Consider the following 14,787-nt stretch of genomic DNA (forward strand, 5'->3'; position numbering starts at 1 on the left):
TTTAGTATAAGGTTTACACACGGGCGACATGCGTCCAGCTCATTGATTATGGGGAATAACATGTACGTAAAATATTTAGCAGGGATCGTTGGTGCCGCGATACTGTTGGCCGGATGCAGCAGTAGCAACGATTTGAGCGCTGCCGGGCAGAGCGTTCGCTTTGTTGAAGAGAAACCTGGGGCACAGTGCCAGTATCTTGGCACCGCAACTGGCAAACAGAGTAACTGGCTTTCCGGGCAACACGGTGAAGAAGGGGGGTCCATGCGCGGTGCGGCAAATGCACTACGCAATCAGGCTGCAGCCATGGGCGGCAACGTACTTTATAGCGTAAATAGTCCAACTCAAGGCTTTCTGTCCAGTTTTGTTCCGACCGCCAGTGAAATGAGCGGCCAGGTTTATAAATGCCCGAATTGATCTTATTTATTTGCTCCCGTCAGCGATGACGGGAGTTAATCATTTTAGTCGTTTCTTTGTTATTTTATTTATGATTTAAAAATTCATTTCTATTATATTTTCAGGTCATTGATAAATTCCCTGAATATAAATTATCACGAAACATTGACCTGCGTCGTTATATTATCCTCTTTATGCTTTTTTATAGATTAAAGCGTAAAGCATTATCGCTGCGTGCCGATAGTCCCGACAGGATTCATTGCAAGATGAATTTTGCGGCGTGTTATTTTAATTATGATGGCGTTGGGAGCTTGTCATGAATATTACAAAGCGATTGTTGCTTGCGTTTTCGTTACTAATTGCCAGTCTGATTGGTACGAACCTTATTGCTATGATGTCGTTATCAGAAATAGGAAGCTCACAAAAGATCTTCCAGGAAAATACATTACCCAGTCTCGATGAGATAAATGCTGAGATGCTGAAAGTGACGAGTGTCCGCGCTCAGCTCTTTTTGCATGCCTTAACGGATGATGCAACAGAAATGGCGGAAATAAAACAGAATGCGTTGAAAATTTTCGACGAACTATACAGTATGCATCAGCATTATACGCAGAAGCTTACTGTGGATCAGAAAGATCTTGATCAGTCTAAAAAAACACTTGCCGATCTGGATAAATTCCGTGTGGTTATGGACAGTTATTTTAAATTATCCGAAGCGAATGATCGCTTGGCGGCGTCGAATGCCATGCGTAGTGGTGGTATTGTAGCGGATAATATTACCATCCTGATTAAGGACTTTTCCGATCAGGTCGCTTATAACACCTGGTTAGTCGATGAGGCGCAAAACAAGAGTGATAGCTTAATTTCTCGTTCGATGGTGTTATCTATTTCTGCAACGTTGGCTGCGACAATATTATTGGGCCTGTTTGGTTTAATAACGGTGCTGAATATTCGACGCCGCCTGAATGAAATGAAAGATGGCATGGTGAGTATTAGTGAAAAATTGGATCTCAGTTATACCATTCCTGTCGGGCGTATGGACGAAATTGGCCAGGCCGCCAATGCGTTTAATCAGCTGATAGGGCGCATGGCGGAATCTCTGAAGATGGTGCGTTCTGCTTCCTCTTCCGTCAATATCGCAGCCAATGAGATTGCATTAGGCAACAACGAGCTTTCTGCTCGCACGGAACAGCAATCGGCAGCGGTTGTTGAAACCGCCGCCAGCATGGAGGAGCTCAACTCCACGGTGAAACAAAATGCGAGCAATGCGCATCAGGCCAGCCAACTTTCTATCGCTGCATCTCAGGCAGCAACGCAGGGGGGCGAGGTGGTAAGCGCAACGGTTAATCGTATGAAAGACATTATCGGAAGTTCGAATAAAATTTCCGAAATAACGTCGGTGATCAACGGCATTGCTTTCCAGACCAATATCCTGGCGCTTAACGCCGCGGTAGAGGCTGCAAGAGCAGGGGATCAGGGGAGAGGGTTTGCTGTTGTCGCGGGAGAAGTCCGCTCACTGGCTCAGCGTAGTGCACAAGCGGCAAAAGAGATCGAAACTTTGATCAATGAGTCTGTTAACTACGTTGAAGACGGAGCCCGGCAGGTTGATCTGGCTGGCGAAGCCATGAGCGGGATTGTGCATTCTGTTATGCAAGTAAAAGATCTGATGCAGGAAATTGCCGCAGCGTCAGATGAGCAGGACCGTGGGATTACGCAAATCGCTCAGGCAATGTCAGAGCTGGATACCACAACCCAACAGAACGCATCTTTAGTTCAGGAATCTTCTGCTGCCGCAGCCAGTCTTGAAGACCAGGCGACGAAGCTACAGCAACTGGTTGACGTTTTCCGTCTGCCGGGGCAAAACGTTGTACATAAACCTGCGCCAGCCGTTAAGCATACTCAGATGAACCCAACCGTCGTCAGTGAAGATGATGGCTGGGAAAAATTCTAAGCGGTAGCGTGAGTTTGCTCCTGTCAGACTCGCAGATTTTCACGGCTATGCTCTGTCTCGTGGCATAGCCGTGTTTTTTAGCTCTGACGTAAGAGCAGGTCTAACGGGGTCTTACTTGGTTCACCGCCAATTTCACGGGCCAGTTTCGGTACCAGATAGCCTGAAATCTGCTTCAGCAAGTCGCGCATGATATTTCGCGCTTCCTCATCGCTCACCATAAAATGCGCCGCGCCCTGGACTTTATCCAGCACGTGCAGGTAATAAGGCATGACCCCCGCGTCGAACAGCGCATTACTCAGGTCTGCTAGCGTTTGCGCATTATCATTCACCCCGCGCAGCAACACACTTTGGTTCAGTAGCGTTACGCCAGCCTGACGCAGCCTGCCCATTGCCGCACGGAAATCATCATCTATTTCTCTGGCGTGGTTAATATGATTAACCAGCAGGACCTGCAATGAAGAGTGCGCGAAACGGGCAACCAGCGTGTCGGTGATACGCGCCGGGATCACGATTGGTAAGCGGCTATGGATGCGCAAGCGCTTGATATGGGGGATCGCTTCCAACTGCCCAATCAACCAGTCCAGTTCATGATCTTTCGCCATCAGCGGATCGCCGCCAGAGAAAATAATCTCATCCAGTTCTGTATGCGTGGCGATATAGTCCAGCGCGCCTTGCCAGTTGCGTTTGTTGCCCTGGTTATCGGCGTAGGGGAAGTGACGGCGGAAGCAGTAACGGCAATTTACGGCGCAACCGCCTTTTACCAACAACAGGGCGCGGTTACGGTATTTGTGCAGTAATCCCGGGACCACACTGTGTTGTTCTTCCAGTGGATCGGCGCTGAACCCTGGCGCTGCAATAAACTCTTCTGCAGAGGTAAGTACCTGACGCAACAGAGGATCGTTCGGGTTGCCTTTCTCCATTCTTGCCACAAAAGCGCGTGGTACGCGCAGGGGAAAAAGGCGTTTTGCTTCGCGTCCGGCCAGCAGTTGCGCATCCGGGTCTACATTTAAAATACGTAACAGTTCATCGGGATCGGTTATTACATCGGCAAGTTGCAATAACCAATCTTCTCTGGAAGGGGTTTTTAGGGTTACAATGTGTGCCATTTTTTTGGCTAAGCTACCAGTTAACAATTTCAGAGGGCCTTATGGCGACTTACTATAGCAACGATTTTCGTGCCGGTCTTAAAATCATGTTGGACGGCGAACCGTACGCGGTTGAAGCCAGCGAATTCGTGAAACCGGGGAAAGGCCAGGCTTTCGCACGCGTTAAACTGCGTCGTTTGCTGACCGGTACCCGTGTAGAGAAAACCTTCAAGTCTACCGACTCAGCTGAAGGTGCGGACGTTGTCGATATGAACCTGACTTACCTGTACAACGACGGTGAGTTCTGGCACTTCATGAACAATGAAACTTTCGAGCAACTCTCTGCTGACAAAAAAGCCATCGGCGACAGCGAAAAATGGTTGCTGGATCAGGCAGAATGCATCGTGACCCTGTGGAACGGTCAGCCGATCTCCGTGACTCCGCCGAACTTTGTTGAACTGGAAATCATTGAAACCGATCCGGGTCTGAAAGGTGATACTGCAGGCACTGGCGGTAAACCGGCTACCCTGAGCACTGGCGCAGTGGTTAAAGTTCCGCTGTTCGTGCAGATCGGTGAAGTGATTAAAGTGGATACCCGCTCTGGCGAATACGTATCTCGCGTGAAATAATCCTCACGACTTCGGCGTAGCGTCGTGCTACGCCGCTGAATTTCTCAGGGCCGGGATGATGAAACGTTTTGCGAAATTTCTCTCACTGATACTTCTTGGTTGTGCTCTTCTGTCTGGCTGCAATACCGCGCGCGGCGTCGGTGAAGATATCCAGAGTCTCGGTCATGTTATCTCCCGCGCGGCCAACTAAAACTTCACATCTTCTTAAAAATGCCTCTGTTCCGGTCACGTTCCGGAATCTTGTCTATGCTTAAGTGGCTAACAATATTGGTCACAAAAGGAAGATATTATGGTTAAGAAGACGATTGCTGCGATCTTTTCTGTACTGCTCCTTTCCTCCGCTCTGACGGCTTGTAACACCACTCGAGGTGTCGGTCAGGATATTTCTGAGGGTGGTAGCGCGATCTCTGGCGCGGCAACCAAAGCACAGCAGTAACCTCTATCGGTACGACGTCCGTCGTACCGTTAATTTGAATTTTCTGGCAGCGACAGGAACGGTGTAAATCGATTCCCCATGCCCAGTTTCATTCTGATATTGCGCTTATAGGTGTATACGGTTTTGCCGTTGATACTCAGCTTGGCGGCAATGGTCTGATTACTTCTGCCTTCCATCCACAGCGTTAACACTTTCTCTTCCTGCTTTGTCAGTAAGGGCGTGGCAACATGCGGCACTGCGCGCACCGGGCGAGCGAGTACAAGGGTATCAATGACTTGTGCTAACTTATCCAGCGGTTCTGTTTTCAGCAATTTTGTTTTAACCATAAATTGCGCATAGATTTCTGAGAGTTGCGCATCTTCGCCGGATTCCAGCAGCATCACCTGATTAGCGTCGCCGCAGGCAGAAAAAAGCGAGGCAAGCTGTTGACTATGATGAATTTCGTTCTTAAAACCATGAAGGTCAGCGATCACTAAATCTGGCTGCCATTGCACAATATGTTCTCTCGCCAGCATCAAATTGTGCAGTGCGGTCACGAGGAATGATGCGGTGAACAAATCATTTTGATTGAGCCAGGATTCCATCCCTGAACGGGTGAAGTAACAACGGTCAATCACGAGAATCTTGAACATATTTTTCTTCGCAGTCAGGAGGTGGCGCACAACTTCCTGTATTCAGGAAAGCGATTCATCATAGGGTGTATATCTGCTGAATAAATGCCTGAATTCCGCTGCGAACAGTGGCTATTTCTTGCTTTTACCTCCTAAAATTAAGTAAGCACAAAAATGTTGAAATAATAATCTGGAATAGTCAGAATCTGACCCTCTTCAATCGCCTGACGGGACGACCCGCCAGTGTGCATGTTCAACGGGGACGGCCCCGCACCGGAGCCAATAATGTCCTGGTTTATTCTTCTTGTTGCAGGTCTTCTGGAAGTGGTTTGGGCCATCGGCCTGAAATACACACATGGATTCACACGTTTAACTCCCAGCATTGTCACCATCACAGCGATGGTCGCCAGTATTGTGCTGCTCTCATGGGCAATGAAAACGCTGCCAGTTGGTACAGCCTATGCTATCTGGACCGGAATAGGTGCCGTCGGTGCGGCGATTGCCGGCATCGTATTGCTTGGTGAATCAGCCAGTCTGGCGCGCGTTTTCAGTTTGTGTCTGATCGTGGCGGGGATTGTTGGTCTGAAACTCAGCGCTCATTAAGGCGCATGTTTAATCCAGAGTAATTTTTCTACGGCGAAACCCTGTCGCGACGCGATCTCCAGCATTTGCTGTTTAACCTTTGCGGGGAGGGATGGTGTGCGCGACAGGATCCACAGGTAGTCACGATCCGGTCCGCAGACCAGCGCATAGCGGTAATTATCATCCAGCGCGATAACATTGTAGCCGCCGTAGAAGGGGCCGAAGAAAGAGACTTTCAGCGCCGCAGTGCGTGGATTGCCGGTGAAATACGCCTCGCCCATTGATTGCTGCCACATGCCGCGATCCGGGTTATAGCCACGGTTTATGACGTTTAAGCCACCATCATCGCGCAGGCTGTACGTGGTGGTGACTTGCTCCAGACCGCTCTCGAAGCGGTGATCAAAACGGGCAATTTCGTACCATTTCCCCAGGTAGCGTTGCACATCAAAATTTTGAACAACCTTAACGCCCTCGGGAGGTGTGGGGGAACTACAGGCAGAGAGTAAAAACGCGGCTACAACAGCGAGGAGAAAACGCATAAGATTTTCCTTCCAGCATTTTCTTTCAGGTATAGACGCTGGGGGAAAATTTGCTCTCCTGCTTGCGCAGGAGAGCGACTGGCATCAAATAAAAATCACGCCGATCAAGGTGACCACGGTCAGAATGGCAGCAAGGCCGTAGAACACCCATTTACCGCTTGGTACGTGGATTTTTAAGTCATGCATCATATGGTGGATACGGTGCAAACCGCACCACACTGGCAATACAATCATTAAAAAGATAAAGGCGCGACCAACAAAGCTTTGCGCAAACGCCAGGACGCGCTCATAGCTCAGTGCTTCTGTGGGGTAGAGCCCCAGCGGCAGCAACACCCCCACCAGCAGGATAATCACCGGAGCAACAATCGCGCTCCACATACCGCCTGCGCCAAACAAGCCCCAGAATACGGGTTCGTCGGAACGTTTTGGATTCGGGTTAATCACCTTGGCCTCCTTACCAGAACAGTGCGACAAACAGGATCACGACAGTGACCACCGCTGTAACCGCCCAGAGCGTTTTAAGAACCGGCTCTGGCCCCATTTTTTCATCTTTCACGATGATGATCGTCGCTTTCGGTGCCAGCTCAAACCAGGTTTTCGTGTGCAGCAATGCAGCCGCCAGCGAAATCAGGTTAAGAACTACCACAATTGGGTTTTGCAGGAAGCCTACAAAACCGGTCCAGCTTTCCGGGCCATGTTTAAGGGCAAAGAGCCCGTAAATGAGCACAATGCTGAACCAGACTGCTGGCACTGCCGTTCCTTCACGCAGCATATAGAAGCGATAAAACGGCAGTTGTTTCCACCAGCTTGCGGGTACGGGACGAACCCAGGCTTTGCGTTTAGTCGTCATAATGCACTCCTTAGCGTGGTTTCAGAGTGGCGATAAGAAAGTCTTTCGAACTTTCCACCTTGCTCTGCTGAATAGCGGCAGCGGGATCGACATGCTTCGGACAAACTTCCGAGCAATAGCCGACAAAAGTGCAGCTCCACACGCCGTTCTGGCTGTTCAGTTGCCCCATACGCTCTGCTTTACCCTTATCGCGGTTGTCCAGATTGTAGCGATGCGCCAGCGTGATCGCCGCCGGGCCGATGAACTCAGGGTTCAGGCCAAACTGAGGACACGCGGCGTAGCACAAACCACAGTTGATGCAGCCAGAGAACTGGTGATATTTCGCCATTTGCGCCGGTGTCTGTTTCCCCGGACCCTGATCGGGCGTACGCGTATTGCCGATGACATAAGGCTTAATGGCTTCGAGGCTCTCGATAAAGTGGGTCATGTCGACCACCAGATCGCGCTCGATTGGGAAGTTCGCCAGCGCTTCCACCTTCATCCCTTTCTCGTAGTCGCGCAGGAAGGTCTTACAGGCCAGTTTGGGCACCTTGTTGACCATCATCCCGCATGAGCCGCAAATCGCCATACGGCACGACCAGCGATAGCTCAGGTCAGGCGCAAGGTTGTCTTTGATATAGCTCAGCGCGTCGAGCAGCGAGGTTGCTTCGTCGTAAGGCACATCGTAGAAGGCGCTGTGCGGTGCGTTGTCCACTTCCGGGTTATAGCGCACGATTTCGACTTTTAGATTTTTCATCTCAGCCATTGTTCGTCTCCTTCTTCTCGGTCGTTTCCGCCTCTGCGCCGTAAACACGTTTTGCTGGTGGCAGCGTGGTGATTTTCACGTCGCTGTATTCCAGCCGTGTTGCGCCGTCAGCGTCACGGAAGGCAAGAGTATGCTTGAGGAAGTTGACGTCATCGCGTTCGGTACAGCCTTCATCCAGACGTTGATGGGCACCGCGGGATTCTTTACGCGCCAGTGCGGAGTGCGCCATACATTCCGCCACGTTCAGACCATGACCCAGTTCAATGGTGTAGAGCACATCCGTGTTGAAGACGCTGGAGGTATCGGTGATACGCACGCGTTTAAAGCGTTCCTGCAGCTCCGCCAGTTTATCCACGGTTTTCTGCATCAGCTCCGGCGTACGGTAGATACCGCAGCCTTCTTCCATGGATTCGCCCATTTCATCGCGGATTTTCGCCCAGCTTTCGTTACCCTGCTGGTTAACCAGCGCTTTCAGACGCTGTTCGACATCCGCCGCCTGTGCATTCAGCGCATCGTCATTTGCACGGCTTGCGGTAGCAGAACGTTCCATTGCGCGTTCACCAGCCAGGCGACCAAAGACCACCAGTTCCGCCAGTGAGTTCGAACCAAGGCGGTTGGCACCGTGCAGGCCGACAGAAGAACACTCGCCCACCGCAAACAGCCCGGTGATACGGGATTCGCAGTTCTGGTCGGTTTCGATGCCGCCCATGGTGTAGTGTGCTGTTGGACGCACAGGAATCGGCTCTTTGATCGGATCGACCCCGACATAGGCTTTCGCCAGCTCGCAGATAAACGGCAGACGTTCCTTGATCTTTTTCTCGCCAAGATGACGCAGGTCGAGGTGCACCACATCGCCGCGCGGCGTGGAGATAGTGTTGCCTTTGCGCCATTCATGCCAGAAGGCTTGCGACACTTTATCGCGCGGGCCCAGCTCCATATATTTGTTTTTCGGTTCGCCCAACGGCGTTTCCGGCCCCATGCCGTAATCCTGCAAATAGCGGTAGCCGTTTTTATTGACGAGGATCCCGCCTTCACCGCGGCAGCCTTCCGTCATCAGAATGCCGGAACCGGGCAGACCGGTCGGGTGATACTGCACAAATTCCATATCACGCAGCGGTACACCGTGCGCCAGCGCCATGCCCATACCGTCGCCGGTGACAATGCCGCCATTGGTGTTGTAACGGTATACGCGGCCCGCGCCGCCCGTTGCCATTACCACGGCATTCGCACGGATTTGCACCAGGGTGCCTTCCATCATGTTCATCGCTACCAGGCCGCGAGCATGGTTGTCGTCGACCAGAATATCCAGCACAAAGTGTTCGTCGAAGCGTTGGATTTGCGGAAACTGAAGGGAGGTTTGAAACAGCGTATGCAACATGTGGAAGCCGGTTTTATCGGCCGCGAACCAGGTGCGTTCGATCTTCATCCCGCCGAAGCGGCGCACGTTGACCGAACCGTCGGGACGGCGACTCCACGGACAACCCCATTGTTCAAGTTGGGTCATCTCTGTCGGGCAATGGTGCACAAAATAGTCGACGACATCCTGTTCGCAAAGCCAGTCACCGCCAGCAACGGTATCGTGGAAATGGTACTCGAAGCTGTCATGATCCTGGGCGACGGCGGCAGAGCCGCCTTCTGCAGCAACCGTATGGCTGCGCATGGGATAGACTTTTGAAATCAGTGCGATTTTAGCGTTAGGGTTGGCTTGCGCCGCAGCGATCGCGGTTCGTAATCCTGCTCCGCCTGCGCCAATCACAGCGATATCGGCTTGAAAGGTTTGCACGACATTCCTCCAGATTATTGTTGTTCCGCAACGATAAGCCTGAAGCGCTTGAGGTAGTTGCGGAAATGTTCCACTGCTCCTTTTTGGGTAAGCGCAGTATAACCGTAGGGATGGAAAGGAAATTTGATGTGTTCGATTTTTTTGCCGTTCTTTAGTGTGATGCATCATCGATATTGACAGATATCACCACATAAACGCCCCTCATTATTTATAGACGACATAAGTGAAAATTTTTTGTGCAAAATTTGTCTCTACGGATCGATGCGGGTAGACTTCGTGCCCTTGTCTGAATTCGGAGAAAGCACCATGAGCGAGACGGCAACCTGGCAGCCGAGCGCATCCATCCCTAATCTATTGAAACGAGCAGCAATTATGGCTGAGATCCGGCGTTTCTTCGTCGATCGCGGCGTGCTCGAGGTGGAAACGCCCTGTATGAGCCAGGCAACGGTAACAGACATTCATCTGTTTCCGTTTGAAACCCGTTTTGTCGGACCGGGCCACTCTCAGGGGCTGAATCTCTATCTGATGACCAGCCCGGAATACCATATGAAGCGCTTGCTGGCTGCGGGTTGCGGGCCGGTATTCCAGTTGTGCAGAAGCTTTCGTAACGAAGAAATGGGGCGTCATCACAACCCGGAATTCACCATGCTTGAGTGGTATCGTCCGCATTACGATATGTACCGCTTAATGAATGAAGTGGATGATTTATTGCAGCAGGTGCTGGAGTGCCAGGCTGCGGAATCGATCTCTTATCAACAGGCGTTCCAGCGTTATCTGGACGTGGATCCACTCTCTGCCGATAAAACCCAACTGCGCGAAGTGGCGGCAAAGCTTGACCTGAGCAATATTGCCGACACGGAAGAAGACCGCGATACGCTGCTGCAACTGCTGTTTACAATGGGCGTGGAGCCGCAGATCGGTAAAGATCGTCCGACATTTGTTTACCACTTCCCGGCAAGTCAGGCTGCACTGGCGCAGATCAGTACCGAAGATCACCGCGTTGCTGAGCGTTTCGAGGTGTACTTCAAGGGAATTGAGCTGGCGAATGGTTTCCATGAACTCACCGACGCACGCGAGCAGCAGCAGCGTTTCGAGCAGGATAACCGCAAACGTGCGGCGCGTGGTCTGCCGCAGCAGCCGGTGGATGTGAATCTGCTGGAAGCACTGAAGGCGGGCCTGCCAGACTGTTCCGGCGTAGCGCTGGGCGTTGATCGTCTGGTAATGCTGGCGTTGCAGGCAGAAAGCCTGGCGGATGTTATTGCTTTTACCGTCGACCGGGCGTAACTGCTTTTTCGGGCCAGGGTTGAGAGATGCCTGTGTTCCCCTTGGCTTGCATTTATTCCCTTTAACATGGCACTGAAAAGAGTGATATTCAGTGCTGGCTTCGATGGCGAGTGTTTCGGGGAATGAGGTGAGCAGAAAAGGGTGGATAGCTGGCTTAATCTGGTTCTGTTTCAGTATTGTCCTGATCCTGCTCTTATCCGTTCAGGATAAAGAGTGGCTTATTGACGGGAAAAATATAAAAAACATATGTGATTTAAAGGCATATGTCGAAAGTGAGGATATCCGTGATGCCGGGATAGCCATTACGATCCCACTGTTTTTTCCGTTTGTTTATCTGTTAGTTTGGAAAAAACAGCATCATGGGTTCCTGTACCTGACTCTCTTCTCCATTTTTGCTTTCTGGTTGTGGCGTTTTTTCTTGCGTTATCAGTTTTGCCTGTAACCACCAGTCATCAATGTGATATCGCCGGGTGGAAGCGATAACCTTACCCGGCCTGGCAGGCACCTCGGGTGCGTGTTCTGCAAGCCGGGCAAGCATCGTGCCATCAGGCGCTGAATATTCTGCTCTACAAACTGCCCGCTGGCCTGCTGTTTTTACCTGCTGATGTCAGCGTACGCGCAGTGCGTTTACCGTCGAGACTTTCAAGGCGCATCTGGAACGGTGGGAACGGCAAATCAATGCCGTGCTCACGGAAGCCGGCCAGAATCAGCTGGTGGATTTCGTGGCGCAATGGCATACGGTGTCCCATCTCCGCAGCGTAAATACGCAGTTCAAACAGTTGCAGCCCTTGTTGCAGATCGACCAGGAACACTTCCGGTGCCGGGTTATCAATCACCAGCGAGCAGCGTGCGGCCGCAGTGTAAAGGATCTGCGTGACCTCTTCGCTGTTAGCATCCGCTGGCGCTGGAACCGTCAGCACCACGCGGGTCACAGAGTCCGACAGCGACCAGTTGATAAACTGCTCGGTGATAAAAGCCTTGTTCGGCACGATGATCTCTTTGCGATCCCAGTCGCTGATAGTCGTGGCGCGGGTGTTGATCTTTGTGATGCTACCGGTCAGATCGCGGATCGTCACGGTGTCGCCGATGCGGATCGGTTTTTCAAACAAAATGATCAAACCGGAGATAAAGTTGGCGAAGATCTCCTGCAAACCAAAGCCGAGACCGACACCCAGCGCGGCGACCAGCCACTGCAGTTTTGCCCACTCGATACCGATCATCGAGAAACCCACCAGCCCGCCAAACAGCATCAACAGATATTTGGTAATGGTGGTAATGGCATAACCGGTGCCAGGTGTGAGTTCAAGGTGCTGCAACAGCGCCAGTTCCAGCAACGCCGGGAGGTTACGCACCAGTTGTGTGGTAATGATAAACACCAGAATGGCAATCAGTACCGCGCCCAGCGTAATCGGCTCGAGACTTTCCACGCCTTGCACGGTCGAGGTCACGTCCCACAGCGTGATATTTTCAAGGAAGCCGAAAGCAGAATGAATTTCCGACCACAGCACTATGACCGACAGTAATGCGATCAGCATCAAAATAGAGCGCACCAGTCGCAAGGACTGCACGCTAATGGCATCAAGATCGACTTCTGCCTCATCGACATCGGCAACCCCTTCAGTGCTGGTCTGATGCGGCGGCTCATCTTCGCCGCGTGCACGCTGGGCGAGAATTTCCGCGCGGCGGTGACGGGCGCGTTCGAAGGCCAGGCGACGGCGCTGGATCAGCATCCAGCGACGGATGATGTGATAAACCACCAGCAGCAGGAACCAGATGGCAACGGAGGTTTCCAGTCTGGCCAACAGCGCCTCCGACGTGGCCAGATAGCCGATGGAGGCTGCGAGAATGGCAATCAACGGCGCACTCATCAGCAGGTTCCACAGCAGGCGGTTTGGCATATTGTCGCTGCTGCCAGCTTTATCCACGTACAACGGGATCCCGGCGCGTTTCAGGCTCAGTGTGACCAGCGCCAGTGCGCCGCAGATAAGAATAAAACAGAGCCTGCCCAGCGAACCGGAGAACTCCCGATCGTTGAGGTTATCAAACATGATCAGCGCCATGATCAACGGTACGATTAGGCCGATGCTCATCAGGTAATAACGCATACCGCGCGCGACGCGATTGCGCGGCCAGCCAAAGTGCGCGACGAACAAGCCGGTAGGGCGGGCAAAAGTGGCACAAATCATCACTACCCACAGCAATGGCACCGTCGCAGTTACGCCGTCGCCAACGGCGACGGCCAGGGGATAAGGCCAGGCTTCCTGTAGACCATAACCCAGCGTTGCCCATAGCACCGGCAAAGGCGAGGCGACGAGAATGGACCAGAACACCGTACGCATAGTGAGCCAGAAGTGATCCTGGGTGACTTTGCCCACACGTGCGCTGGAGCGCTCCAGGAAACAGGTAAAATGCCGGCGTGAGTAAATGCTGAATCCCACCAGTATCAAGGCACCAAACAGTGGGAACAACGTCTCTTTGCTGGTGAGCATCATCACGCTGGCCTTGCCTAACTGGCTGGCGGTATCCAGCGACAGCAGGCGGCGCAGATCCTGGACGATTTCAATCGGCCATGCGAAGGTGACCGGACTGACATCCGCCGTCCAGAACAGATAGCGGTGGGTCGCTTCGTTCACCTCTTTCAGCGCATCTTCCAACTGGCTATTAGAAACTTTCAGCTTGGTCAGCTCAAGGATCAGTGTATCGCCGCCCTGCAACAACGAATTCAACAGTTCGCGCTGAGTACGCAGCTGTGCTTCCAGAATACGATTCTGCTCGCTTGTGAGCGGCTGGCCGTCCGCCTGGCGAATTTGCCGTAGTTGTGGTTGCTTGTTCAGCAGATCCTCGTAACGCATGCGGTGCACGCGCAACTGCGCCATTTCGGTGTCCAGTTGCTGCGGTTTGGGCATTTCTGGTAAACGGGCAACCTGTGCGCGCAATGCTTCACCGAGCATATTTGATGCGCCCAGCCATTGGGATTGTTCACGCAGCGTATTGAGCGCCTGGCGCACCTGCAATGTCTGCCCGGTAGCCTGGCGCTGCTGAGACGCCACCAGATCCATGCGCTGCGCCTGTTGGTTAAGCGCCTGCGACAGCTCCCGGTTGATTCGGAACTGTTCAACGATACCGACAGGAAGATTATCGCTGTTCTCTGCCAGAAGTTCGGTGCTTTCCAGCGCCTGCTCTGCTTCACGCTGACGCTGGCTATTAAGCTGATTGCGCAAGGCTTGCAAATAAGTATCCAGTTGCTGGCTCTGTTTTTGCGCCAGCTCGGAACGCATGCGCGACAACTCCTGGCGGTTATTGGCCGACAGTTGCGCCAGTTCCAGTTCATCCACCAGCGCTTTCAGTTTCGCCGATTCTGCCTGTGCGCTGAGATTCTGCGCCTGCGCCAGCGGCGTTGTCGCATTTTGCGCCCCCAGGCGGCGTTCCACTTCGGTTACCTGCCGACGGGCGTCGGTTTGCTGCTGCGGAAGCTGGTTTAAGGAATCACTGATTTCCCGCGCACGCTCTTGTTCCTGCTGTGCCTGACGCGTTTTCTCCAGTAACTGGCTGCTGACTTGCAGGATCTCCTGGTTCAGCGCGTCACTGCTCATGCCCGCCGGGACGGATTTAGGCTCGTCGCGCAGGTTATCCAGTTGAGAACGCAGAGTGCGGGAAAGTTTAGGAAAATTATCAATAACGTGTTGGTATTGTTGAGCGCGCTCAAGTGAACCTTTACGTTCTTCGAGCGCGTTAAGTGCAGCCTGGAGCAGCTCCACGGTTTCAGCCTGGTCGGGCGTGTTCTTCGCCGCTTTGGCTTGCTCCAGTTCCTGCGTAATTTGTCTGGCATCGGGGGCCGATGCCGCCATGGCCCCCAGGCTGAGGCACCAGGCCATCAGAAATGTGATAATCAGGCGCAC

At 52.5% G+C, this 14,787-nt stretch carries 16 protein-coding genes; 8 read left to right on the plus strand and 8 right to left on the minus strand.

What is annotated here, in order from left to right; genetic code table 11:
- Positions 1–60: 60 nt before the first annotated feature.
- Both GA0061071_RS03920 and GA0061071_RS03925 read left to right on the plus strand, forming a co-directional pair.
- A complete protein-coding gene (locus tag GA0061071_RS03920; RefSeq protein ID WP_061498540.1) occupies positions 61–414 on the plus strand; it encodes a DUF4156 domain-containing protein in 354 nt (117 codons plus the stop codon).
- A gap of 295 nt (positions 415–709) precedes the next feature.
- The gene (locus GA0061071_RS03925) at positions 710–2,344 is read left to right on the plus strand and encodes a methyl-accepting chemotaxis protein (RefSeq protein WP_061498538.1); all 1,635 of its coding nucleotides are present in this window, start codon (positions 710–712) and stop codon (positions 2,342–2,344) included.
- Positions 2,345–2,421: 77 nt separating this feature from the next.
- Here GA0061071_RS03925 and epmB read toward each other — a convergent pair whose 3' ends face one another.
- Entirely contained in the window at positions 2,422–3,450 is a 1,029-nt protein-coding gene (gene epmB, locus GA0061071_RS03930) for an EF-P beta-lysylation protein EpmB (RefSeq protein WP_088237257.1), read from the minus strand.
- Positions 3,451–3,491: 41 nt separating this feature from the next.
- Between epmB and efp the strand changes: the two genes are divergently transcribed.
- The 3 genes from efp (at position 3,492) to ecnB (ending at position 4,494) form a co-directional block, all read left to right on the plus strand.
- A complete protein-coding gene (gene efp / locus GA0061071_RS03935) occupies positions 3,492–4,058 on the plus strand; it encodes an elongation factor P (protein ID WP_061498532.1) in 567 nt (188 codons plus the stop codon).
- Between the two features lie 58 nt (positions 4,059–4,116).
- Entirely contained in the window at positions 4,117–4,248 is a 132-nt protein-coding gene (locus GA0061071_RS03940) for an entericidin A/B family lipoprotein (protein ID WP_061498529.1), read from the plus strand.
- 99 nt (positions 4,249–4,347) lie between these two features.
- Entirely contained in the window at positions 4,348–4,494 is a 147-nt protein-coding gene (gene ecnB / locus GA0061071_RS03945; protein ID WP_061498526.1) for a lipoprotein toxin entericidin B, read from the plus strand.
- Between the two features lie 29 nt (positions 4,495–4,523).
- On the opposite strand, the gene GA0061071_RS03950 is transcribed toward ecnB, so the two are convergent.
- Complete coding sequence (locus GA0061071_RS03950; protein WP_088237258.1) at positions 4,524–5,126, minus strand: response regulator transcription factor; 603 nt, start codon at positions 5,124–5,126, stop codon at positions 4,524–4,526.
- Between the two features lie 264 nt (positions 5,127–5,390).
- On the opposite strand from GA0061071_RS03950, the gene sugE reads away from it, so the two are divergent.
- Positions 5,391–5,708: a quaternary ammonium compound efflux SMR transporter SugE gene (sugE, locus tag GA0061071_RS03955; protein WP_061498522.1), complete on the plus strand. Its 318-nt coding sequence runs from the start codon at positions 5,391–5,393 to the stop codon at positions 5,706–5,708.
- Here the strand turns inward: sugE and GA0061071_RS03960 are convergent.
- From GA0061071_RS03960 to frdA, 5 genes are all read right to left on the minus strand, one after another.
- Positions 5,705–6,226 (minus strand): lipocalin family protein, encoded by a 522-nt coding sequence (locus GA0061071_RS03960; RefSeq protein ID WP_088237260.1) that lies wholly within the window; start codon positions 6,224–6,226, stop codon positions 5,705–5,707. The genes sugE and GA0061071_RS03960 overlap by 4 nt on opposite strands.
- Before the next feature lie 84 nt (positions 6,227–6,310).
- Positions 6,311–6,670 (minus strand): fumarate reductase subunit FrdD, encoded by a 360-nt coding sequence (gene frdD, locus GA0061071_RS03965; RefSeq protein ID WP_061498516.1) that lies wholly within the window; start codon positions 6,668–6,670, stop codon positions 6,311–6,313.
- Positions 6,671–6,680: 10 nt separating this feature from the next.
- Positions 6,681–7,076, minus strand: coding sequence for a fumarate reductase subunit FrdC (gene frdC / locus GA0061071_RS03970; RefSeq protein ID WP_061498513.1), 396 nt, complete (start codon positions 7,074–7,076; stop codon positions 6,681–6,683).
- A 10-nt stretch (positions 7,077–7,086) separates the two neighbouring features.
- On the minus strand, positions 7,087–7,821 hold the full coding sequence (locus GA0061071_RS03975; RefSeq protein ID WP_061498510.1) for a succinate dehydrogenase/fumarate reductase iron-sulfur subunit: 735 nt from the start codon (positions 7,819–7,821) through the stop codon (positions 7,087–7,089).
- Positions 7,814–9,604 carry a fumarate reductase (quinol) flavoprotein subunit gene (frdA, locus tag GA0061071_RS03980; protein ID WP_061498508.1) on the minus strand — a complete coding sequence of 597 codons (1,791 nt, stop codon included), beginning with the start codon at positions 9,602–9,604 and terminating at the stop codon, positions 7,814–7,816. The genes GA0061071_RS03975 and frdA overlap by 8 nt, the downstream gene beginning before the upstream one ends.
- A 306-nt stretch (positions 9,605–9,910) precedes the next feature.
- Here frdA and epmA point away from each other — a divergent pair, with 306 nt between their 5' ends.
- Together epmA and GA0061071_RS03990 are read left to right on the plus strand one after the other, a co-directional pair.
- Complete coding sequence (gene epmA / locus GA0061071_RS03985; RefSeq protein ID WP_061498506.1) at positions 9,911–10,888, plus strand: elongation factor P--(R)-beta-lysine ligase; 978 nt, start codon at positions 9,911–9,913, stop codon at positions 10,886–10,888.
- Between the two features lie 103 nt (positions 10,889–10,991).
- Entirely contained in the window at positions 10,992–11,330 is a 339-nt protein-coding gene (locus GA0061071_RS03990) for a YjeO family protein (protein WP_088237261.1), read from the plus strand.
- A 124-nt stretch (positions 11,331–11,454) separates the two neighbouring features.
- On the opposite strand, the gene mscM is transcribed toward GA0061071_RS03990, so the two are convergent.
- Positions 11,455–14,787: a miniconductance mechanosensitive channel MscM gene (mscM, locus tag GA0061071_RS03995; protein ID WP_088237262.1), complete on the minus strand. Its 3,333-nt coding sequence runs from the start codon at positions 14,785–14,787 to the stop codon at positions 11,455–11,457.

The organism is Kosakonia oryzendophytica (genome assembly GCF_900094925.1).
GTDB lineage: Bacteria > Pseudomonadota > Gammaproteobacteria > Enterobacterales > Enterobacteriaceae > Kosakonia > Kosakonia oryzendophytica.